20 protein-coding genes are annotated in these 20551 nt (G+C 73.3%); 13 read left to right on the top strand and 7 right to left on the bottom strand.

Annotated elements, in window-relative coordinates; all coding sequences use genetic code 11:
• Positions 1-8: 8 nt before the first annotated feature.
• Entirely contained in the window at positions 9-986 is a 978-nt protein-coding gene (locus M8H82_RS11060) for a zinc-binding dehydrogenase (RefSeq protein ID WP_250072699.1), read from the bottom strand.
• Positions 987-1111: 125 nt separating this feature from the next.
• Here M8H82_RS11060 and M8H82_RS11055 point away from each other — a divergent pair, with 125 nt between their 5' ends.
• The 3 genes from M8H82_RS11055 to M8H82_RS11045 all read left to right on the top strand — a co-directional run bounded on the left by M8H82_RS11055 (position 1112) and on the right by M8H82_RS11045 (position 2955).
• Positions 1112-1444: a helix-turn-helix transcriptional regulator gene (locus M8H82_RS11055; protein ID WP_250072697.1), complete on the top strand. Its 333-nt coding sequence runs from the start codon at positions 1112-1114 to the stop codon at positions 1442-1444.
• Positions 1445-1594: 150 nt separating this feature from the next.
• Positions 1595-2506, top strand: coding sequence for an NAD(P)-dependent oxidoreductase (locus M8H82_RS11050; RefSeq protein WP_250072695.1), 912 nt, complete (start codon positions 1595-1597; stop codon positions 2504-2506).
• Positions 2507-2532: 26 nt separating this feature from the next.
• Complete coding sequence (locus tag M8H82_RS11045) at positions 2533-2955, top strand: PPOX class F420-dependent oxidoreductase (RefSeq protein WP_250072693.1); 423 nt, start codon at positions 2533-2535, stop codon at positions 2953-2955.
• On the opposite strand, the gene M8H82_RS11040 is transcribed toward M8H82_RS11045, so the two are convergent.
• Positions 2940-3845, bottom strand: a complete 906-nt coding sequence (locus M8H82_RS11040; RefSeq protein ID WP_250072691.1) for a DMT family transporter — start codon at positions 3843-3845, stop codon at positions 2940-2942. The genes M8H82_RS11045 and M8H82_RS11040 overlap by 16 nt on opposite strands.
• Positions 3846-3913: 68 nt before the next feature.
• Here M8H82_RS11040 and M8H82_RS11035 point away from each other — a divergent pair, with 68 nt between their 5' ends.
• Positions 3914-4768 (top strand): LysR family transcriptional regulator, encoded by an 855-nt coding sequence (locus M8H82_RS11035; protein ID WP_250072688.1) that lies wholly within the window; start codon positions 3914-3916, stop codon positions 4766-4768.
• 13 nt (positions 4769-4781) lie between these two features.
• Here M8H82_RS11035 and M8H82_RS11030 read toward each other — a convergent pair whose 3' ends face one another.
• Positions 4782-5363: a hypothetical protein gene (locus M8H82_RS11030; protein WP_250072682.1), complete on the bottom strand. Its 582-nt coding sequence runs from the start codon at positions 5361-5363 to the stop codon at positions 4782-4784.
• A gap of 206 nt (positions 5364-5569) precedes the next feature.
• Positions 5570-6205, bottom strand: coding sequence for a hypothetical protein (locus M8H82_RS11025; RefSeq protein WP_308293244.1), 636 nt, complete (start codon positions 6203-6205; stop codon positions 5570-5572).
• Between the two features lie 318 nt (positions 6206-6523).
• Here M8H82_RS11025 and M8H82_RS11020 point away from each other — a divergent pair, with 318 nt between their 5' ends.
• From M8H82_RS11020 to M8H82_RS11005, 4 genes are read left to right on the top strand one after another with little or no spacing between them, the layout of a single operon-like run.
• Complete coding sequence (locus M8H82_RS11020) at positions 6524-6688, top strand: hypothetical protein (protein ID WP_250072680.1); 165 nt, start codon at positions 6524-6526, stop codon at positions 6686-6688.
• A gap of 2 nt (positions 6689-6690) precedes the next feature.
• Positions 6691-7431 carry an HAD family phosphatase gene (locus tag M8H82_RS11015; RefSeq protein ID WP_250073066.1) on the top strand — a complete coding sequence of 247 codons (741 nt, stop codon included), beginning with the start codon at positions 6691-6693 and terminating at the stop codon, positions 7429-7431.
• Positions 7428-9797, top strand: a complete 2370-nt coding sequence (locus M8H82_RS11010) for a glycoside hydrolase family 65 protein (protein WP_250072679.1) — start codon at positions 7428-7430, stop codon at positions 9795-9797. Before M8H82_RS11015 ends, M8H82_RS11010 begins: the two co-directional genes overlap by 4 nt.
• 15 nt (positions 9798-9812) lie before the next feature.
• The gene (locus M8H82_RS11005; protein WP_250072678.1) at positions 9813-10694 is read left to right on the top strand and encodes a universal stress protein; all 882 of its coding nucleotides are present in this window, start codon (positions 9813-9815) and stop codon (positions 10692-10694) included.
• Positions 10695-10715: 21 nt separating this feature from the next.
• On the opposite strand, the gene ppk2 is transcribed toward M8H82_RS11005, so the two are convergent.
• Positions 10716-11519 carry a polyphosphate kinase 2 gene (gene ppk2, locus M8H82_RS11000; protein ID WP_250072677.1) on the bottom strand — a complete coding sequence of 268 codons (804 nt, stop codon included), beginning with the start codon at positions 11517-11519 and terminating at the stop codon, positions 10716-10718.
• A gap of 48 nt (positions 11520-11567) precedes the next feature.
• On the opposite strand from ppk2, the gene M8H82_RS10995 reads away from it, so the two are divergent.
• On the top strand, positions 11568-13949 hold the full coding sequence (locus M8H82_RS10995) for a phosphoketolase (RefSeq protein WP_250072671.1): 2382 nt from the start codon (positions 11568-11570) through the stop codon (positions 13947-13949).
• Between the two features lie 94 nt (positions 13950-14043).
• Here the strand turns inward: M8H82_RS10995 and M8H82_RS10990 are convergent, their stop codons facing one another.
• Both M8H82_RS10990 and M8H82_RS10985 read right to left on the bottom strand, forming a co-directional pair.
• The gene (locus M8H82_RS10990; protein WP_250072670.1) at positions 14044-14379 is read right to left on the bottom strand and encodes a hypothetical protein; all 336 of its coding nucleotides are present in this window, start codon (positions 14377-14379) and stop codon (positions 14044-14046) included.
• 39 nt (positions 14380-14418) lie between these two features.
• A complete protein-coding gene (locus M8H82_RS10985; RefSeq protein WP_250072669.1) occupies positions 14419-14784 on the bottom strand; it encodes a DUF6479 family protein in 366 nt (121 codons plus the stop codon).
• A gap of 71 nt (positions 14785-14855) precedes the next feature.
• On the opposite strand from M8H82_RS10985, the gene M8H82_RS10980 reads away from it, so the two are divergent.
• The 4 genes from M8H82_RS10980 to M8H82_RS10965 all read left to right on the top strand — a co-directional run bounded on the left by M8H82_RS10980 (position 14856) and on the right by M8H82_RS10965 (position 20545).
• Positions 14856-15230, top strand: coding sequence for a ferredoxin (locus M8H82_RS10980; protein ID WP_250072668.1), 375 nt, complete (start codon positions 14856-14858; stop codon positions 15228-15230).
• Positions 15231-15388: 158 nt separating this feature from the next.
• Complete coding sequence (locus M8H82_RS10975) at positions 15389-16567, top strand: acyl-CoA dehydrogenase family protein (RefSeq protein ID WP_250072666.1); 1179 nt, start codon at positions 15389-15391, stop codon at positions 16565-16567.
• Positions 16568-16673: 106 nt separating this feature from the next.
• The gene (locus M8H82_RS10970) at positions 16674-18908 is read left to right on the top strand and encodes a tetratricopeptide repeat-containing serine/threonine-protein kinase (protein ID WP_250072663.1); all 2235 of its coding nucleotides are present in this window, start codon (positions 16674-16676) and stop codon (positions 18906-18908) included.
• Between the two features lie 59 nt (positions 18909-18967).
• Complete coding sequence (locus tag M8H82_RS10965) at positions 18968-20545, top strand: NAD(P)/FAD-dependent oxidoreductase (RefSeq protein ID WP_250072662.1); 1578 nt, start codon at positions 18968-18970, stop codon at positions 20543-20545.
• Positions 20546-20551: the final 6 nt, after the last annotated feature.

Genomic DNA, 20551 nt, shown 5'->3' with positions numbered 1-20551 from the left:
GGCCCGGCTCAGCCGGCCACCCGCAGCACCAGCTTGCCCGTGGACGTACGGCTCCCCATCAGCCGGTGCGCCCCGGCCGCGTCCGACAGCGGGAACTCCGCGGTGACCGGCAGCCGCACGGTGCCGTCGGTGACCGTGCGGAAGGCCCGCTCGGCGAGCGCGCGCAGCGCCTCCGGTGCCGACCGGGCGAGGGCCAGGACGGAGAAGCCCGCCACCGAGCGGCCCTGGGCGTAGAGCTCGGGCGGGCCGGCCTGCCACGGCTGCGATCCGCTCGCGTTGCCGAAGGACACCAGGCGTCCGTAGACGGCCAGCGCGTCCAGGCCGCGGCGCAGGGTGTCCCCGCCGACCGGGTCGAGGAGCAGGTCCACGCCCCGGCCGCCGGTGGCGCGGCGGACGTCCTCGGGGAAGGTCTCGGCGGTGAACACCGTGTCGTAGCCGTGCCGGCGGGCGTACTCGGCCTTGTCCGCCGAGGAGGTGACGCCGTACACCGCCCCGGCGCCCGCCGCGCGGGCCAGCTGCCCGGCCACGGTGCCGATGCCGCCCGCCGCGCCGTGCACCAGCACGCTCTCCCCGGCGCGCAGCCGGCCCACCTCGTGCACGAGGGCGTACGCCGTCGGCACGACCGTGGGGAGCGTGGCCGCCGTCCGCAGGTCCATGCCCTCGGGGAGCGGGAAGACGGCCGCCGCGTCGGCGACGACCACCTCGGCGTAGGCGCCGCCGTCGACGAGGGCGGCGACCTCCTGCCCCGGCCGCAGGCCCTCGACGCCCTCGCCGACGGCCCTGATCCGCCCGGAGACCTCCAGGCCCGGACGGAAGGGCAGCGCGGCCACCCGGTACCCCTCGGTGCGCGCCTTGAGGTCCGCGAAGTTCACCCCGGCATAGGCGGCCTCGACGGTCACCCGGCCCGGCCCCGGTTCCGGGACGCCGGTCTCCACGACCTTCAGCACTTCTGGGCCGCCGTACTCCTGGAACTCGACTGCGCGCATGACGGATCGGCCCTTCTGTGACGTGTCGACTCCGTGACGGGTCGATCTGACTGTTCGATTGGAAGCGAACAGTGGGACTGTAAGATACGGATCGAACACTCGGCAAGCGGCGCGGGGAGCGGAACATGGCGGACCAGGCGGCGGGCGGCAGTCATCGCGCCGCACCGGTGCACACGGATCCCGAGGACGTCCCGGTGCAGACCGCGCTGTCCGCGGTCGCCGACCCGGTGCGCATGCAGCTCATCCGTGAGCTGGCGAACTCCCCCGACTGGACGCGCAGTTGCGGCAGCTTCGACGTGCCGGTCGGCAAGGCCGCGCTCAGCCACCACTTCTCGGTCCTGCGGGGCGCCGGCCTGGTCGAGCAGCGGGACGAGGGGCCGAAGCGGGTGAACCGGCTGCGCCGAGAGGAGTTCGACGCCCGCTTCCCCGGCCTCCTCGACCTGGTGCTGCGGGGCTGAACGGCGCCTGCCGGGCCGACGCGGGCTGCCGGAACGGCTCGATGGGCCGCACGCCTGACCGGTGGGGGATCTTCCCGGTGACCGGGTACGGATGGACACCCGGGTGAAACCAGGGGTCACAGCTCGGCGAGAGACAGGAAGGCGAACGCCATGACCGACAGGCTCACCGTCGCGGTGCTGGGCACCGGGATCATGGGGGCCGCGATGGCCCGCAATCTCGCCCGGGCCGGACACACCGTCCGCGTCTGGAACCGCACCCGCGCCAAGGCCGAACCGCTCACCTCCGACGGCGCGTCCGTCGCCGGCACCCCCGCCGAGGCCGCCCAGGACGCCGATGTCGTCCTGACGGTCCTGCACGACGGTCCCGCCGCCCTGGACGTGATGCGCCGGGCCGCGCCCGTCCTGCGCCCCGGCACGGCCTGGGTGCAGTCCACCACCGTCGGCCTTGACGCCCTCCCCGCCCTGGCCGACCTCGCCGGTGAGCACCGGCTGGCCTTCTACGACGCCCCCGTGCTCGGCACCCGCGGGCCCGCCGAGGCGGGACAGCTCACCGTGCTGGCGGCCGGGCCCGCCGACGGCCGGGACAAGGTCACGCCGGTGTTCGAGGCCGTCGGTGCCCGCACGGTGTGGACCGGTGAGGACGGCGCGGCCGGGACCGCGACCCGGCTGAAGCTGGTCGCGAACAGCTGGGTCATCGCGGCCACCGCGGCGGCGGGGGAGACGCTCGCCCTGGCCCGTGCCCTCGACGTGGACCCGCGCAGGTTCTTCGACCTGATCGAGGGTGGCCCGCTGGACATGGGGTACCTGCGGGCCAAGGCGGGGCTGATCATCGAGGACCGGCTGTCCCCGGCGCAGTTCGCGGTGTCCACCGCCGCCAAGGACGCCCGGCTGATCGTCGAGGCGGGCGAGCGGGGCGGGGTACGGCTGGACGTGGCCGAGGCGGGCGCCGCCCGCCTGGAGCGGGCCGCCGCCCTCGGCCACGGCGACGAGGACATGGCCGCGGCCTACTTCGCCAGCTTCGACGAGCACCGGATCGCCGACGCCGTCGACGAGCAGAGCTGACCGCACCGAACCGAGGAGGAACCAGGATGTCCAAGCCCCCGCTGCCCGACGAGGCACAGGAACTGCTGCGCCGCCCCAACCCGGCCGTGATGGCCACCCTGCGCTCCGACGGCACGCCCGTCTCCACGCCCACCTGGTACCTGTGGCAGGACGGCCGCGTCCTGATCAGCCTGGACGACGGCCGCGTACGCCTGAAACACCTGCGCCGCGACCCGCGCGTGACGCTCACCGTGCTCGACGGCGAGGACTGGTACACGCACGTCACCCTCATCGGACGCGTCATCGAGACGTACGGCGACGAAGGGCTCGCGGACATCGACCGGATCGCCTCGCACTACACCGGCAAGCCCTATCCGGACCGGGTCCGCCCCCGCACGAGCGCCTGGATCGAGGTCGAGCGCTGGCACGGCTGGGGCGCGCACAAGGACAGCGATCAGGCCTCCACCTGAGGCGCGGGCGAGGTCAGGATGCTCAGCGCGTTCGCGGCCACGATCGCCCCGATGCTCGCCCACTCCGCCCGGCCGAGGCCCTGCCCGAGCCCGACCAGGCCGACGAGCGCGGCGAGCACCGGGTTGACGCTCATGAACAGCCCGAACGCCCGTGCCGGAACCCGGCGCAGGGTGAGCAGGTCCGCGAGATAGGGCACGGCCGACGACAGCACCCCGGCGGCCACGGCGCAGGCGACGGCCGTGGCCGTGGGCGGCTGCCGTACGACGAGGACGATCCCGACGGGCAGGAACAGCAGGGCGGACAGGGTGGCCGCGGCGGCTGCCCCCTGCGCGCCGGGCAGGCGCTGCCCCACGGTGCGGTTGAGCAGGATGTACGACGCCCAGCAGACGGCGGCCAGCAGGCCCAGGCCCAGGCCGGCGTAGTCGGCGGAGGGCCCCGGACGCATCAGCGCGATCACCCCGGCCGCGGCGATCACCGCGCACAGCGCGTCCACCCGCCGCCGGGAGGAGGCCAGTGCGATGGCGAGCGGGCCCAGGAACTCCAAGGTCACCGCCAGCCCCAGACCGATCCGGTCGATGGCGGTGTACAGCGACAGGTTCATGGTGCCGAACACCACCGCCAGCAGGACGACCGGCCACCACTGGTGCCGGGTGAACGCACGCAGCCGGGGCCTGGCGACGGCCAGCAGCACCAGGGCGGCGACGTACTGACGTACTGCCACTACCCCGAGGGGGCCCAGGACGGGAAAGGCGAGCGAACCGATCGCGGCACCGGTCTGGTTCGACAGCCCGCTGGCGACCATGGTGGCCACGCCGGCGAGCCTGCCGGGTGCGGACCCGGCCCGGGGGAGGGCGGCTTCGGCTGCTTCGGCGGCGGAGGCGGTGGGCATGCGGACAGCGTGGAGCTCACCGCCGTATGCGCAAAATGCGTACGCCGAGGCATCTATACGCTTGAGTCATGGATGTGGAGCTCCGTCAGCTGCGCTGCCTGGTCGCCATCGTCGACGAGGGCAGCTTCACCGACGCCGCCCTGGCGCTCGGCGTCTCCCAGGCGGCCGTGTCCCGCACCCTCGCCTCCCTGGAACGCGCCCTGGGAGTGCGGCTGTTGCGCCGGACCTCGCGGGAGGTGACCCCCACGGGCACGGGACTGCGGGTGCTGGCGCACGCCCGCCGCGTGCTCGGGGAGGTCGACGACCTGGTCCGCGAGGCCACCTCCGGCCACGCCCGGCTGCGGATCGGCTACGCCTGGGCGGCGCTCGGCCGGCACACCCCGCCGTTTCTGCGCCGCTGGGCCGTCGCGCACCCCGGAACCGACCTCCAGCTGGTGCGCGTCAACTCGGCCACCGCCGGTCTCGCGGAGGGTGCCTCGGACCTGGCGGTCGTGCGCAGGGCGCTGGACGACCGCAGGTTCGACTCCGCGATCGTCGGTCTGGAGCGGCGGCTGTGCGCGGTGGCCGCCGACGATCCGCTGGCCCGCCGCCGTTCGGTCCGGCTCGCCGATCTGGGCGGGCGCACCCTCCTCGTCGACCGGCGCACGGGTACCACCACGGCGGAGCTGTGGCCTCCGGACGCCCGCCCGGCGACGGAGGAGACCCACGACGTCGACGACTGGCTCACCGTGATCGCCACCGGCCGCTGCGTCGGCATGACCGCCGAGGCGACCGCCAACCAGTACCCGCGCCCCGGCGTGGTCTACCGCCCGGTGCGTGACGCCGAGCCCATCGCCGTACGCCTCGGCTGGTGGCGGGAGGACCCGCACCCGGCGACGCAGGCGGCGGTCGAACTGCTGACGGGCCTGTACCGCAACGGCTGATCCGCGCGCCTGGTCAGCTGGTCTGGCGGCCCCACTCGGGCCCCACCGACTCCCACTCGCGCCCCCACCCTTCGATCCGCCGCCGGTCGAGCCGCCACTTGGCAGCGGCGCCGGCGCCGACCACCACGCCCGTCAGGGCGAGCGCGGCGGCCATACCCAGGACGCCGGCCTGCACGGCCGCCTCCGTGCGGCTCAGTGGCTCGCCGGCCAGGTCGCCTCGGCGGTCCACCCAGACGACGACTTCGGCGCCGGCCTTCTGCCCTCGTATGACCAGGGTCTCGCCGGATCGGCTGGTGCCGTTGTCGTCCGTCCAGCGAATCCGGGCCTCTGCCTGCCCGTTGGTCGTCTGGGACGCCGAGGTGGCGCGGGGGACGTCGGCCTGCAGCACGGCCCGTACGGGATGCCGTTCACCGCGCTGCCGGGCGAACTCCGCGTCGGCCGTGCGGGCCGTCACCAGGCCGGCGAGCGTGCCGCCCACGGCGACGACGACCCAGACGGCAAGCACGATCCACGCCTCGACGATGTCCTCACGTCGGCGCAGCGGGTTGGTCCGCCACCGCCACATCCGCTTCCTCGTGTCCTCGGTGCCGTCCATGGGTCCGCACCTCCTCGCCCCTCTCGTTACCGCGCATCGCACCGCTCACACGGTGGTCGCCCCGATCAGTCGACGGCGACGGGCGGTACCGACAGCTCGATGGTGCGCTTGAGGTGAGCACCCTCAAGGGCGGAGGGGCCTGGCTGGAGTGTCAGGCTCCGGTGTCGCCTGCCGAGCAGTGAGGCGGGACTGCCCGCACTGCCGGATCAATCGATGCACAGCACCAGCAGGCAGAGTCCCGAGGGCGAGGTCGCCGAGGGCGAAGGGGGCGCCGGTGCCGGTGTGCCCGCCTCGGTGGCCGGGGGTGTCGGCGTGGCCGTCGGCCGGGGAGCCGTGTCGGTGACGGCGGGGAGTGGCTGGGACTGGGCGGCCGGTGGCGCCGTGGCGGCGGTGGACGCGGGAGCCGGCTGGGACGTGGCCGGGACGGTGGCGACGGCTTGCTCGCGCGGATGCGTGGCGGCCGAGGGCCGGGCGGAGGGGGTGCCGGGCCGGGGACGGCGCGTGTCGGGCGGTGCCGACGCGGCTTGGGCCGGCTCATCGGCCTGCTCCTCGCCGGTGCCCATGGCGGTGGTGTCGGGCGCCGTGGCCGCCTGAGCGCGGTCCCCGGACTGCTGGCCCAGCGAGGCGAAGGTCAGCCCGCCGCCGACCAGCGCGACCGCGGTGGCCACCACGGCCTTGCGCTGGTTCTTCTTCCAGCGGGCCCGCCGGCGCCGAAGCGCGGCCCGGCCCGAGGGCGGGTCGGGCAGGGCCGCCGGCTCCTCGTGCGGGGGCTGTTCCTCCGCGGGGGGTTCCACGTCGGGCCAGGTGCTGTCGGAGCGGGCCGCCGCGGGTCCCGGCGCCATCGGGGGAGCGATGTCCGGGGCGTAGGCGCCGCACCCGGGGCACACCAGGGCACCGTTGAGATGCCGACGGCATGTGGAGCAGTAGTCCATCCGCGGTCTTTCTGACTCGGCGTTCGCACGGGGGATCGATCGGCCAGAACCGTAGCGAGCCTTTCCAGAGGCCGGGTGCAGCCTGTGTGCCGCTCCTGCACAGAACTCGTGCATCACCGCGTGCGCGGGGGTCGACTTGCCCGCCTGCGGTTTCCCGGGCACCCGTGCGACCGTGGAGTCGGAGCGGCGCGGCATCGCGCCGCGGCCGACGGAAAGGCGGTGGGCGCCATGGAGCTGCCCCTGGTGGTGGTCGCCGGCGGACGGTCCGGCGCTCCCGGTCCCTGGCCCGGCCTCACCTGCCCCGGCGCCTCCGCCCTCCTCCCGCGCCGGGCCGGACCCGCCTTGCCCCACCGTGCCGCCCGCCCCGTCGCCGTCGTACCCCAGCCGGAGTGACCATGGAGCGCCTCGCCCCCTCGCTGACCGACGTCCGAGCCGTCGTCTTCGACACCGACGGTGTGATCACCGACTCCGCGCGGGTGCACGCGGCGGCCTGGAAGGAGGCCTTCGACGCCTTCCTGGAGGCGCATCCGCCCGAGGATCCCGAGCAGCGACGGCCGTTCGACGTCCAGGACGACTACCTGCGGTTCGTGGACGGCAGGTCCCGCCTCGACGGCGCCGCCGCCTTCCTCGCCTCCCGCGCCGTCGAGACCTCGGACGACACCGTGCGGGCCGTCGCCGCCGCCAAGGAGGAACTGTTCACCCGGCGCCTGCGCGAGCACGGCGTGGAGGCCTTTCCCGGCACCGTGCGCCTGGTGCGCGCCCTGCGCCGGGCGGGACTCCCCGTGGCGGCGGCCTCGGCCTCCCGGCACGCCGGTGAACTGCTCACCCGAGCCGGTGTGCGCGACCTGTTCGACGTCCTGGTGGACGGTGGCGAGGCGGCCCGCCTCGGCCTGCCGGGCAAGCCCGAGCCCGACCTGTTCCGCACCGCCGCAGACCGGCTCGGCGTCCGCGCCGACCGCGCCGCCGTCGTGGAGGACGCCCTGGCGGGGGTGGAGGCGGGCAAGCGGGGCGGATTCGCCCTGGTGGTGGGCGTGGACCGGGCCGCCTCGGGGGACTCGGCGGACAGACTGCGCCGCCACGGTGCCGACATCGTCGTACGAGATCTCGCGGAACTGCTCGGTGAGGAGTCGACGTGACGGGATGGACCTGGGAGTACGAGGGCTACGAGCCCACGGACGAACGGCTGCGCGAGTCCCTGTGCACCCTGGGCAACGGCTACTTCGCCACCCGGGGCGCGCTGCCGGAGTGCACGGCCGACGACATCCACTACCCGGGCACGTATGTCGCGGGCTGCTACAACCGGCTCACCTCCGATGTGGCGGGACGCCAGGTCGAGAACGAGGACATGGTCAACGTCCCCAACTGGCTGCCCCTGCGCTTCCGGCTGCGCGGCGGGCCCTGGCTGACGCCCGACACCGCCCCGCTGGTGGAGCACCGCATGGGGCTGCTCCTGGCTTCCGGGATGCTGGAGCGGCGCACCCGCTACGACCTGGGCGCAGGACGCGTCCTTGCGGTCCACCAGCAGCGGATCGTGCACATGGCGGACCCGCATCTGGCCGCGCTGCGCACCGAGTTCACCGCCGAGGGGTTCTCCGGCGAGCTGGAGGTCGAGGCGTCCCTCGACGGCGGCGTCACCAACGCGGGCGTACCGCGCTACCGCGACCTGGACGGCCACCACCTCATCCATGTGCAGGCGGGCACCGCCACCCCGGAGACCGTGTGGCTGCGCTGCCGCACTCGCACCTCGGACGTCCGCATCGGCATGGCGGCCCGGCTGACCTCCGACGGGCTGGTCACCGTCCGCAACAAGAACCGGCGCACCACCCAGCACACCGTCCTGGCGCTCGCCGACGGCCGCGCCCGCACTGTCGACAAGGTCATCGCCCTGTACACCTCGCGCGACCCGGCCATCAGCGATCCGCTGCACGCCGCCGTCGACCGGGTCGGGCGTGCGCCCGGCTTCGACGACCTGCTCACCTCGCACTGCACGGTCTGGGACCAGCTCTGGCGCCGGGCCGCCCTGGAGGTCGCCGGGGAGTCGGGCCGCATTCTGCGGCTGCACCTGTTCCATGTGCTGCAGACGCTCTCCCCGCACACCGCCGACCTCGACGTGGGCGTGCCCGCCCGGGGACTGCACGGCGAGGCCTACCGCGGGCACGTCTTCTGGGACGAGCTGTTCGTGCTGCCGTTCCTCAACCTGCACTTCCCCGAGGTCTCCCGGGCCCTGCTGCGTTACCGCCACCGCCGCCTGGAAAAGGCCTGCACCTCGGCGCGGGCCGTCGGCCGGCGGGGCGCCCTGTTCCCGTGGCAGAGCGGCAGCGACGGCCGCGAGGAGACCCAGCAGCTGCATCTCAACCCGCGCTCGGGGCGCTGGCTGCCCGACCACTCGCATCTGCAGTACCACGTCGGTTCGGCCATCGCGTACAACGTCTGGCAGTACTGCGAGGCCAGCGGCGACATGGAGTTCCGGCACACCAAGGGCGCCGAGATGATGCTCCAGATCGCCCGCTTCTGGGCGGACGCCGCCGAGTACGACGACGGGCTCGGCCGGTACCGCATCACGGGTGTGGTCGGCCCCGACGAGTACCACGACGCCTACCCCGGCGCGAGCGTCCCCGGCCTCGACGACAACGCCTACACCAACGTCACGGCCGCCTGGGTGCTCATGCGCGCCCTGGAGCTGATCGACGCCCTGCCGGAACCGAGGCGCCGCGAACTCGCCGAACGCACGGGCCTGGACGTGACCGAATTGGAACTGTGGCATGAGGTCTCGCGGACGCTGTACGTGCCCTTCCACTCCGGTGTCATCAGCCAGTTCGACGGCTACGGCGAGCTCGCCGAGCTGCCCTGGAACGAATACCGCCGGCGGTACGGCGACATCCGCCGTCTGGACCGGATCCTGGAGGCGGAGGGCGACACCGTCAACCGCTACCAGGCCTCCAAGCAGGCCGACGTGCTGATGCTCGGCTACCTCTTCGCCCCGGCCGAACTGCGGGGCCTGTTCGACCGGCTGGGCGTCCCGCTCGACGACGAGACCTGGCACCGTACCGTCGACTACTACCTGCACCGCACCAGCCACGGCTCCACCCTCAGCGGTCTGGTCCACGGCTGGGTGCTGGCCCGGGCCCGCCGCGCGGAGGCGTGGACGTTCTGCCAGGAGGCACTGCAGGGCGACATCGCGGACGTGCAGGGCGGGACCACCGGTGAGGGCATCCACCTCGGTGCCATGGCGGGCACCCTCGACCTGGTGCAGCGCGGGCTGACGGGTCTGGAGACCCGCGATGGAGCGCTGTGGCTCGACCCGGTGCCGCTGCCGGAGCTCTCCGCGTACGGCTTCGGCCTGCGTTATCAGGGCCACTGGGGCGTGCGGCTGCACCTGGAGCACGGACATCTGGACATCTCCGTTCCGTTCTCCGACGCGCCCCCGATCGACCTACGGCTGCCGGACCGCACGGTCGTCCTGAAACCGGGGGAGTCGACACGGCTGAAGTTGCCGGACTGAGAGAGGAGGCCGGTGATGAACGGTCCTGTCGTCGTGGGCGTGGACGGCTCGGAACCGAGCCTGACCGCGGTCGGGGTCGCCGCACGCGAGGCCGCCGTGCGCGGCGTGGCGCTGCGGCTGGTGCACGCCTTCGGGGGGCAGTCGGTCCACGTGCCGCCCTGGAGTCAGGCGAGCGCCGGAGTGCGCGAACTGGTCGACGACACCCTCGCCGAGGCGGAACGGCGTGCTCGCACGGCCGCACCGCATCTGGAGATCTCCCGCGAGACCGTGGTCGGCGAGCCGGTGATGGTGCTGGAGCTGGAGACGCGGACCGCGTCCCTGGCGGTCGTCGGCAGCCGGGGCCGGAGCCGCTTCGGCAGCCTGCTGCTCGGGTCCACAGCCGCGCACCTGGCCGCCCACGCCGGCTGCCCGGTCCTGGTCGTGCGCGGCCGCCCGGATCCCGCGGGGCCGGTCCTGCTGGCCGTGGACGGCTCGCCCCATGCCGAGCCCGCCGTCGAGTTCGCCTTCGCGCACGCCGCGCTGCACGGGACGGACCTGGTGGCGCTGCATGTCTGGAGCACCCGCACCGACCGGGTCTACGAGGCCCCGGGCGATCCGCCCTTCGTCACCTACGACGAGGACCGGCTGCGCGCCGAGGAGGAGCGGGTGCTCGCCGAAGCGCTCGTCGGGCCGCGCGCGAAGTACCCGGACGTCGAGGTGCGGCGCCGCCTCGTGCGCGGCCGGGTCCGGCACACGCTGATCGAGGCCAGTACGGACGCCGGGCTCGTCGTGGTCGGGGCGCGCGGCCGGGGCGGCTTCACCGGGCTGCTGCTCGGCTCGGTCAGCCAGGCCGTCCTGCACCACGCGGACTGCCCGGTCGCCGTCGTCCGTGCCGCGGTACAGCACCCGGCGCCGTAGGTGACCGGGCCACGCGCCCGGTCACAGGTTCGCCGCGTGGTCCGGCACGTAGTTCTGCAGATCGCGCGGCGGGCGCTCGTAGCCGGTCGACGGTGGCCGCTCGGGGAGTTCGAGGACCTGGGGCGGTACGTCCCGGTAGGGGACCGAGTCCAGCAGGTGGGCGATCATGTTCAGCCGGGCGCGGCGCTTGTCGTCGCTCTCCACGACGAACCAAGGCGCCTCGATGATGTCGGTGTGGACCAGCATCTCGTCCTTGGCTCGGGAGTAGTCCTCCCAGTGGGTGATCGACTCCAGGTCCATCGGCGACAGCTTCCAGCGCCGCAGCGGATCCTCCAGCCGGCGCCGGAAGCGCTCCTGCTGCTCCTCGTCACTGACCGAGAACCAGTACTTGCGCAGCAGGATTCCGTCCTCCACGAGCATCCGCTCGAAAATGGGGCATTGCCTGAGGAAGATCTGGTACTCCGCCTTGGTGCAGAAGCCCATCACATGCTCGACCCCGGCCCGGTTGTACCAGCTGCGGTCGAACAGCACGATCTCCCCGGCGGCGGGGAGCTGCTCGACGTACCGCTGGAAGTACCACTGGCTGCGCTGCCGCTCGGTCGGCCTGGGCAGGGCCGCGATCCGCGCCACGCGCGGGTTGAGGTGCTCCGTGACTCGTTTGATGGTGCCGCCCTTGCCCGCCGCGTCCCGTCCCTCGAAGATGACGACAAGACGGGCGCCCTGGGCACGCACCCACTCCTGCAACTGCACCAACTCGGTCTGCAGGCGCAGCAGTTCCTTCTCGTACGTCTTGCGCGGCAGCTTCTTCGCCTTGTCGCCGGCCATGCCGCCTCCCACCGCCCGTCACCCTGTCGATGACCCAGGAGTCACCGTATGTCCACGGTCGAACACCAGAACAGCACCGTACTGACCGACGACGAGCTGCGCACCCTGGACGCCCACTGGCGCGCGGCCAACTATCTGGCCGCCGGACAGATCTACCTGCTCGCCAACCCGCTGCTGCGCGAGCCGCTGAGCGCCGAGCACATCAAGCCACGTCTGCTCGGGCACTGGGGCACCTCGCCCGGCCTGAATCTCGTGTACACCCACCTGAACCGGGTCATCAAGGCCCGCGACCTGGACGCGCTGTGCGTGTGGGGGCCCGGACACGGCGGGCCGTCCGTGGTCGCCAACTCCTGGCTGGAGGGGAGCTACAGCGAGACCTACCCCGACATCGGCCGGGACGCGGAGGGCATGCGCCGGCTGTTCCGGCAGTTTTCCTTCCCCGGCGGGGTGCCCAGCCATGTGGCGCCGGAGACCCCCGGCTCCCTCCACGAGGGCGGCGAGCTCGGCTACGCGCTCTCCCACGCCTACGGCGCCGCCTTCGACAACCCCGGCCTGGTCGTCGCCTGCGTGATCGGTGACGGCGAGGCGGAGACCGGCCCGCTGGCCGCCTCCTGGCACTCCAACAAGTTCCTCGACCCGGTCCACGACGGGGCCGTCCTGCCGATCCTGCACCTGAACGGCTACAAGATCGCCAACCCCACCGTGCTCGCCCGGCTGCCCGAGCCGGAACTCGACGAACTGCTGCGCGGCTACGGCCATGATCCGCTGTACGTCTCCGGCGACGACCCCGCCGCCGTGCACCGCGCCATGGCCCAGGCCTTCGACACCGCCCTGGACCGCATCGCCGGGATCCAGCGCGGCGCCCGAGAGGACGGGGCGACCGAGCGCCTGCGGTGGCCGGTCATCGTGCTGCGCACCCCCAAGGGCTGGACCGGGCCCGCCGAGGTCGACGGGGTCCCTGTCGAGGGCACCTGGCGCGCCCACCAGGTCCCGCTCTCCGGCGTCCGCGAGAACCCCGAGCACCTGCGCCAGCTGGAGCAGTGGCTGCGCTCGTACCGGCCCGAAGAACTGTTCGACGACGACGGGCGGCCCGCCCCGGACGTCCTGGCCTGCCTGCCCGAGGGCACCCGCCGACTGGGCTCCACCCCGCACGCCAACGGCGGCCTGCTGGTGCGCGAGCTGCCGATCGACTCCCTCGACCGGTTCGCCGTCCCCGTCGACAAGCCCGGCACCACCCTGAACGAACCCACCCGGATCCTCGGCGATCTCCTCGCCCAGATCATGAAGGACACCGCGGACCGCCGGAACTTCCGGGTCGTAGGCCCGGACGAGACCGCCTCCAACCGGCTCCAGGCCGTCTTCGAGAGCAGCGGCAAGGCCTGGCAGGCCGGCATGCTCCCGGTCGACGAGCACCTCGACCGGCACGGCCGGGTCCTGGAGATCCTCTCCGAGCACACCTGCCAGGGCTGGCTGGAGGGATACCTGCTGACGGGCAGGCACGGGCTGTTCTCCTGCTACGAGGCGTTCGTGCACATCGTCGACTCCATGGTCAACCAGCACATCAAGTGGCTGAAGACCTCGCGGGAGCTGTCCTGGCGGGCGCCCATCGCCTCCCTCAACTACCTGCTGACGTCCCATGTGTGGCGCCAGGACCACAACGGCTTCTCGCACCAGGACCCCGGCTTCGTCGACCACGTCCTCAACAAGAGCCCCGAAGTCGTGCGGGTCTACCTCCCGCCGGACACCAACACCCTGCTCTCGGTGGCCGATCACGCGCTGCGCAGCCGCGACTACGTCAACGTCATCGTCGCCGGCAAGCAGCCCTGCTTCGACTGGCTGTCGATGGACGAAGCCCGCGCCCACTGCGCACGCGGCGCCGGCATCTGGGACTGGGCGGGCAGCGAGAACGGCGGCGAGCCCGACGTGGTCCTCGCCTGCGCCGGCGACGTGCCCACCCAGGAGGTACTGGCCGCCGCCCAGCTGCTGCGCCGCCATCTGCCCCGGCTCGCGGTGCGCGTGGTCAACGTCGTCGACATCGCCCGGCTGATGCCCAGTGCGGAGCACCCGCACGGCATGAACGACTACGAGTACGACGGCCTGTTCACCGCCGACAAGCCGGTGATCTTCGCCTACCACGGCTATCCCTGGCTGATCCACCGCCTGGCCTACCGCCGCAACGGCCACCAGCACCTGCACGTCCGCGGCTACAAGGAGTCCGGCACCACGACCACGCCGTTCGACATGGTCGTCCGCAACGACCTCGACCGCTACCGCCTGGTCATGGACGTCATCGACCGCGTCCCCGGCCTCGCGGTGCGCGCCGCGGCCGTACGCCAGACCATGGCCGACGCCCGCACCCGCCACCACGCCTGGATCCGCGAGCACGGCAGTGACATGCCCGAGGTCGCGGAGTGGACCTGGAACGCCTGAACAGACGACTGAACAAACGGCCTCCCCCTCAGAGCCGAGGGGCCCTGAAGGGGAGGTGTACCGCGCAGCCCCGGTGTCCGGGAGAGGCGGAGCGTTACCTGTTGCCCCGCTGGTCCGGGGTGCCGTGCGGCGGCGGGCTGAAGGGCTGGGGCGAGGTCGCCGGTGAGACGGGGGAGCCGGCGTGGCCCGTGGTCTGCTCCGGGCGTACCGCGCCGGGGTCACCGGACGTGGGCTCGGACCCGGTCTGCAGCTGCTCCAGACGGGTGCCCAGCACCTGCGTCACGGGGAGGCGGTCGGCGTGCGAACGCTCGTACGCCAGCAGCTTCTCCACCTCGTCCGCCGACAGCGACCGTACGCGGCTCTCCAGGCTGCCCAGGGGCAGGTGGTCGTAGTCGGGCAGCGGCAGGGTGTTGCGGGCGGGGTCGGTCATCGTGCTCACTTCCCTAGGTGTTTCTCGCGCCGAGGGGTGTCAGGTGCCACCCGGGCCGCCGCTGCCGAAGGAGCCGCCGCTGCCCTCGTTCCAGCGCGGCCGCTCCTGCCCCGAGGTCGGGCGGGAGGGCATGTTGCCGTGCCCGGGCATCTCGTGCGGGGTGACGCGGTGGTCGCTGCGGGGCACCTCGTCCGGCTCCCGGCTCTCCCGCACCTCGCGCACGGGGCCATCGGCAGGCAGTCGCGGCTGCTCCTCCGGGCTCGGCGGCCCGGGCTCCCGGCGCCTGATCCGGGAGCCCAGCACAAAGGCGCCCAGGAGCAGCGCCACGACGACCACGCCTGCGACGATCAGTCCGATTCCGACGGCGCCGCTCTCGGCGGCCAGGTCCCAAGAGGTCGTATTCATGACCTCGCGAGTACCCCTCGTGCTCCGGGCGAACCGGGTTTGACCTCCCGAGCGGCGGCTACCCGCACCCTGTGACCTCGACTACTTCGCAACAGGAGCTCTTCCAGTACCTGGAGGACCGCTTCGCGTGCGCCCAGGCGTGCACCGAGTGTGCGCGGGCCTGTGCGCTGCGCGCCAGCCTGGCGGAACCGGACGGGACGGCGGAAGAAGAACTCGTACGGCGTAAGGGCATCATGTGCGCGGAGGTGTGCGACGCGACGTGTCGCGTGCTGTCCGAGCAAGGCGTCACGGACGAGGAGGGTGTCCGCGTCCAGCTGGAATGGTGCCGCACGGTGTGCCTGGAGACCGCGCAGGTCTTCGACGGCCGGCTGGGCGCGGAGGACGCCGCCAAGGCGTGCCGCGAGTGCGCCCAGGCGTGCACGGACTTCCTGGAGACGCTGACGTGAGACGCCTGTACGCGTAGGTGAGACGCACGTCGGCACAGGTGTGTCGTACGTCGGCTCAGGCGTGTCGCATGTGAGGTGTTCCCCGGCATTCCCAATTTCTGTAACACGTTCTACGGTGTGCGCCGTCAGGACCGGCCGAGGGGAACCCTGGAGGCGCCGTGCATCTCGACCACACGCCCGAGCAGCAACGGCTGCGCACCGAGCTGCGCGCCTACTTCGCCGCGCTGGTGCCGGACACGGCCCACGCCCGCCACGCGGACCCCGCCGCCCGGAAACGCTTCTACCGCGACACCATCCGGCGCCTCGGCGCCGATGGCTGGCTCGGCGTGGGCTGGCCCGAGGAGTACGGCGGCCGCGGCCTGGGCGCGATGGACCAGTTCATCTTCTTCGACGAGGCCGCCCAGGCGGGCGTACCGCTGCCCCTGATGGCGCTGAACACCGTCGGCCCGACGATCATGCAGTTCGGCACCGAGGAGCAGAAGACGTACTTCCTGCCGCGGATCCTCTCCGGCGAACTCGACTTCGCGATCGGCTACAGCGAACCCGACGCCGGCACCGACCTCGCCTCGCTGCGCACCCGCGCGGTGCGCGACGGCGACGAGTACGTGGTCAACGGGCAGAAGATCTGGACGACCAACGGCGACACCGCGGACTGGGTGTGGCTCGCCGTGCGCACCGACCCGGCCGCCCCGCCGCACAAGGGCATCACCATGCTCCTCGTGCCGACCGGTGACCCCGGCTACTCCTGCACCCTGATCAACACCCTCGCCGGGCACGACACCACCGCCAGTTACTACGAGAACGTCCGCGTCGCGGTCTCCCGACGCGTCGGCGCCGAGAACCAGGGCTGGCGGCTGATCACCAACCAGCTCAACCACGAGCGCGTCACCCTCGCCGCCCACGGCACCATGGCGATCCGCGCCCTGCACGACGTCCAGCGCTGGGCGGCGGAGACCAAGCTCGCCGACGGCAGCCGCGTGATCGACCTGCCCTGGGTGCGCCGCCGGCTCGCGCAGACCCATGTCCGCCTGGACGCCCTGAAGCTCCTCAACTGGCAGATGGTGCAGGCCGTCCAGGACGCCACCCTCACCCCGCAGGACGCCTCCGCAGTCAAGGTCTACGGCTCCGAGGCGCGCCGCGACGCCTACGCCTGGCTGATGGAGATCGTCGCCGTACCCGGCGCCCTGAAGGAGGGCTCGGCGGGCGCCGTCCTCCACGGCGAACTGGAGCGCGGCTACCGCTCCGCCGTCATCTTCACCTTCGGCGGCGGCAACAACGAGATCCAGCGGGAGATCATCTCCTGGATCGGCCTGGGCATGCCCCGCGTGCGGCGCTGACGCACCGACCCCCCGCTCGGCACCGTACAAACTCGGACGACGGCTCGCCATACTGGACGGGCCAGGGGCCGGCGGGGGACCACAGCGACGGGGGCGGGCGCGGGAGATGGGGGAGAGCAGGCTGATCCAGGGCCGGTACCGGCTGCTGGACCTGATCGGGCGCGGCGGCATGGGCGAGGTGTGGCGGGCGCGCGACGAGTCGCTCGGCCGCCAGGTCGCCGTGAAGTGCCTCAAACCTCCCGGCCCGCACCACGACCAGCAGTTCACGCGCGTGCTGCGGGAGCGGTTCCGCCGGGAGGCCCGGGTGGCCGCGGCCCTCCAGCACCGCGGCGTCACCGTCGTCCACGACTTCGGCGAGTCCGACGGCGTCCTCTACCTCGTCATGGAACTGCTGGAGGGCCGCAACCTCAGCCAGCTGCTGGAGGACAACGAGCACCGTCCGCTGCCCGTGCCCGCCGTCGTGGACATCGCCGACCAGGTCACCGCGGCCCTCGCCTACACCCACCTGCAGGGCATCGTGCACCGCGACCTGAAGCCCGCCAACATCGTGCGCCTGACCGAAGGCACCGTGAAGATCTGCGACTTCGGCATCGCCCGCCTCGGCGCCGACATCGGCTTCACCTCCCGGCTCACCGGCACCGGCATCGCCATGGGCACCCCGCACTACATGTCCCCCGAGCAGATCGGCGGTTCGGAGGTCGACCAGCGCAGCGACCTGTACTCACTGGGCTGCGTGCTCTACGAGATCGCCACCGGCGCACCGCCCTTCGACCTCGACGACGCCTGGGCGGTCCTCGTCGGACACCGCGACACCCCGCCGCGTCCGCCCCGCGAACACCGCCCCGACCTGCCCGGGTTCATGGAGAAGATCGTCCTGGACCTGCTGGCCAAACGCCCCGAGGACCGGCCGCGCGACGCGCGCGAGGTGGGCCGCCGCATCGTCCTGGGCCGGGGCACGCCGACGTACGTACCGACCGTGCTCAGCCCGCGCCCCGCGCTCCGGCCGCCCGAGCCGACCGGCCGCGAGGTCCGGCTGCCGTCCTGGACCCAGGGCATGACCACCGGCCACAAGGCCACCGGCGCCGGACTGCGCACCACGCCCCCGGACGCCGGAGCCGGACTCACCGGCGAGTGGATCCCGCGCCCCCTCCCGGGCCGGCCGGACCCCGCCCCCGACGACCCGCCCGCCCCCGACCCGGCGGTGCTCACCGCGCTGGCCGGCCGGCACAACGCCGGGCTCAGCCTCGGCCGGCTCGGCCGCTGGGCGGAGGCCGGGGAGGTGCACCGGGCGGTCGCCGCCGAGCGCGAGCACCTGCTCGGACCCGAGCACCCCGACACCCTCGCCAGCCGCTACGAGGTCGCCTTCACCCTCAGCCGCACCGGCCGCGCGGCCGACGCCCTGCGCGAGTACAAGCACGTCGCCCGCGAAAGAAGCCTCGCCCTCGGCCCGGACCACCCCGAAACGCTCGCCGCCCGCCAGGAGATGGCCTACGTGCTGGGCCAGCTGGGCCGCCACTTCGACGCCCACCAGGTGTACAACTCGGTGCTCGCCGCCCGCGAGCGGACCATGGGCGCGGAGCACCCCGACACCCTGCGCTGCCGCCACAACCTGGCCTTCAACCTCAGCCGCCTCGGCCGCCTGGAGGACTCGTACCGCATGGCTCGCGAGGTGGCCGCGGCCCGCGCCCGGGTGCTCGGCCCCGACCATCCGGAAACCCTGGTCACCCGCTACGAAGTGGCCTATGCGCTCGGCCGGCTGGGCCGCTGGGCGGAGGCCCTGCACACCTACCGGGAGGTCGCCGGGGCCCGCGCCCAGGCGCTCGGACCCGACCACGCCGACACCCTCGCCGCCCGCTACGAGGTCGGGATCAGCCTCGGCCGGCTCGGCCGCAGCGCGGAAGCCCGCCAGCTGTACCGCGAGCTGATCGCCGACCGGACCCGGGTGCACGGGCCCACCCATCCCGAGACCCTGCGCGCCCGTCACGGCCTCGGCGTCAACCTCGGCCGGCTCGGCCACTGGGAGGAGGCCCTCGCCGAGTCCCGGGACGTGTGCGCGATCCGCGAGCGGGTCCTCGGCCCCGACCATCCGGACACCCTCGTCAGCCGCCGCGAGGTCGCCGTCGGCCTCGGCTGGCTGGGCCGATGGGCCGACGCGCTCACCGAGTACCGCAAGGTGGCGGCGGCCCGCGAACGCGTCCTGGGCCCCGCCCACCCCGACACCCTCGCCGGCCGCAACGACGAGGCCCACTGCCTGGAACAACTCGGCCGGACGGCCGAGGCCGCCGAGCTGTACCGCCAGGTCGCGGCGCTGCGGCAGCGGGGGACGACCGGCGGCCACTGACCCGGTCCCGCCGCCGCGCAGCCCTGGCCGACCTAGATCACCTCGTGTTACCAAGAACCATGCCTGCACACGAGGGACACCCGGGACATCGCGCGTACGACGCCGTCATCGTCGGAGGAGGGCACAACGGCCTGGTCGCCGCCGCCTACCTGGCCCGGGCCGGCCGGTCCGTGCTGGTGCTGGAGCGGTTGGACCGCACCGGCGGCGCCGCCGTCTCCACCCGTCCCTTCGCGGGCGTCGACGCACGGCTGTCCCGCTACTCGTACCTGGTCAGCCTGCTGCCCAAGAAGATCGTGCGGGACCTCGGTCTCACCTTCCGGGTCCGCGCCCGCACCATCTCCTCCTACACCCCCGCCGAACGCGCCGGAGGGGCCACCGGCCTGCTGGTCGGCGGTGGCGAGCGGCGCACCCGGGAGGCGTTCGCCAAGCTCACCGGCGACGGGCGCGAGTACGCCGCCTGGCAGCGCTTCTACGGCCTGACCGGCGAGGTCGCCAAGCGGGTCTTCCCCACGCTCACCGAACCGCTGCCCACGCGCGAGGAGCTGCGCCGCCGGGTGGACGACGAGGAGGCCTGGCGGATCCTGTTCGAGGAGCCCATCGGCGCCGCGATCGAGGACCGCTTCTCGGACGACCTGGTGCGGGGCGTCGTCCTCACCGATGCCCTGATCGGCACCTTCGCCGACGCTCACGACGCGTCCCTGAAGCAGAACCGCTGCTTCCTCTACCACGTCATCGGCGGCGGCACCGGCGCCTGGGACGTGCCCGTCGGCGGCATGGGCGCCCTGACCGACGCCCTCGCGACGACGGCGCGTGCGGCCGGCGCCGTCCTCGCCACCGGCCACGAGGCCGTACGCATCGACACGGACGGCGCAACCGCCGAGGTCAGGTACCGCACCGCCGAAGGGGAGGGCGTCGTCGCCGCCCGGCACGTCCTGGTCAACGCCTCCCCGCGCGACCTGGCCGAGTTGACCGGTGGCACCCTCCCCGAGCCCGCGGAAGGCGCCCAGCTCAAGGTGAACATGCTGCTCAAGCGGCTGCCCAGGCTCAGGGACAGCTCCGTCGACCCGCGTGAGGCGTTCTCCGGGACCTTCCACATCGCCGAGGGCTACGAGCAGCTGGCCGCCGCCCACGCCCAGGCCGCCGCGGGTGACCTGCCCGCCGCCCCGCCCTCGGAGATCTACTGCCACTCCCTCACCGACCCGACGATCCTCGGCCCGGACCTCGTCGACCGCGGCTACCAGACGCTCACCCTCTTCGGCCTGCACACCCCGGCCCGGCTCTTCGCGGGCGACAACGACGCCGTACGCGACAAGCTGCTCAAGTCGACGCTGGCGCAGCTCGACGCACATCTGGCCGAACCGCTCGTCGACCTGCTCGCGACGGATGCGCAGGGGCGGCCCTGCATCGAGGCGAAGACCCCGCTCGACCTGGAACGCGACCTGCGCCTGCCGGGCGGCAACATCTTCCACCGCGACCTGTCCTGGCCGCACGCCCAGGACGGCACCGGCCGCTGGGGCGTGGAGACGGAGCATCCGAACGTCCTGCTCTGCGGAGCGGGCGCGGTGCGCGGCGGGGGAGTGAGCGGGGTGCCCGGACACAACGCGGCGATGGCGGTCCTGGAGCAGGAGCGCGCCTGAGCGTCG

The organism is Streptomyces sp. YS415, assembly GCF_023544665.1.
Classification (GTDB): Bacteria; Actinomycetota; Actinomycetes; order Streptomycetales; family Streptomycetaceae; genus Streptomyces.
The sequence above is the reverse complement of the archived record's forward strand: the minus strand, read 5'-3'. Positions and strand labels throughout refer to the sequence as shown.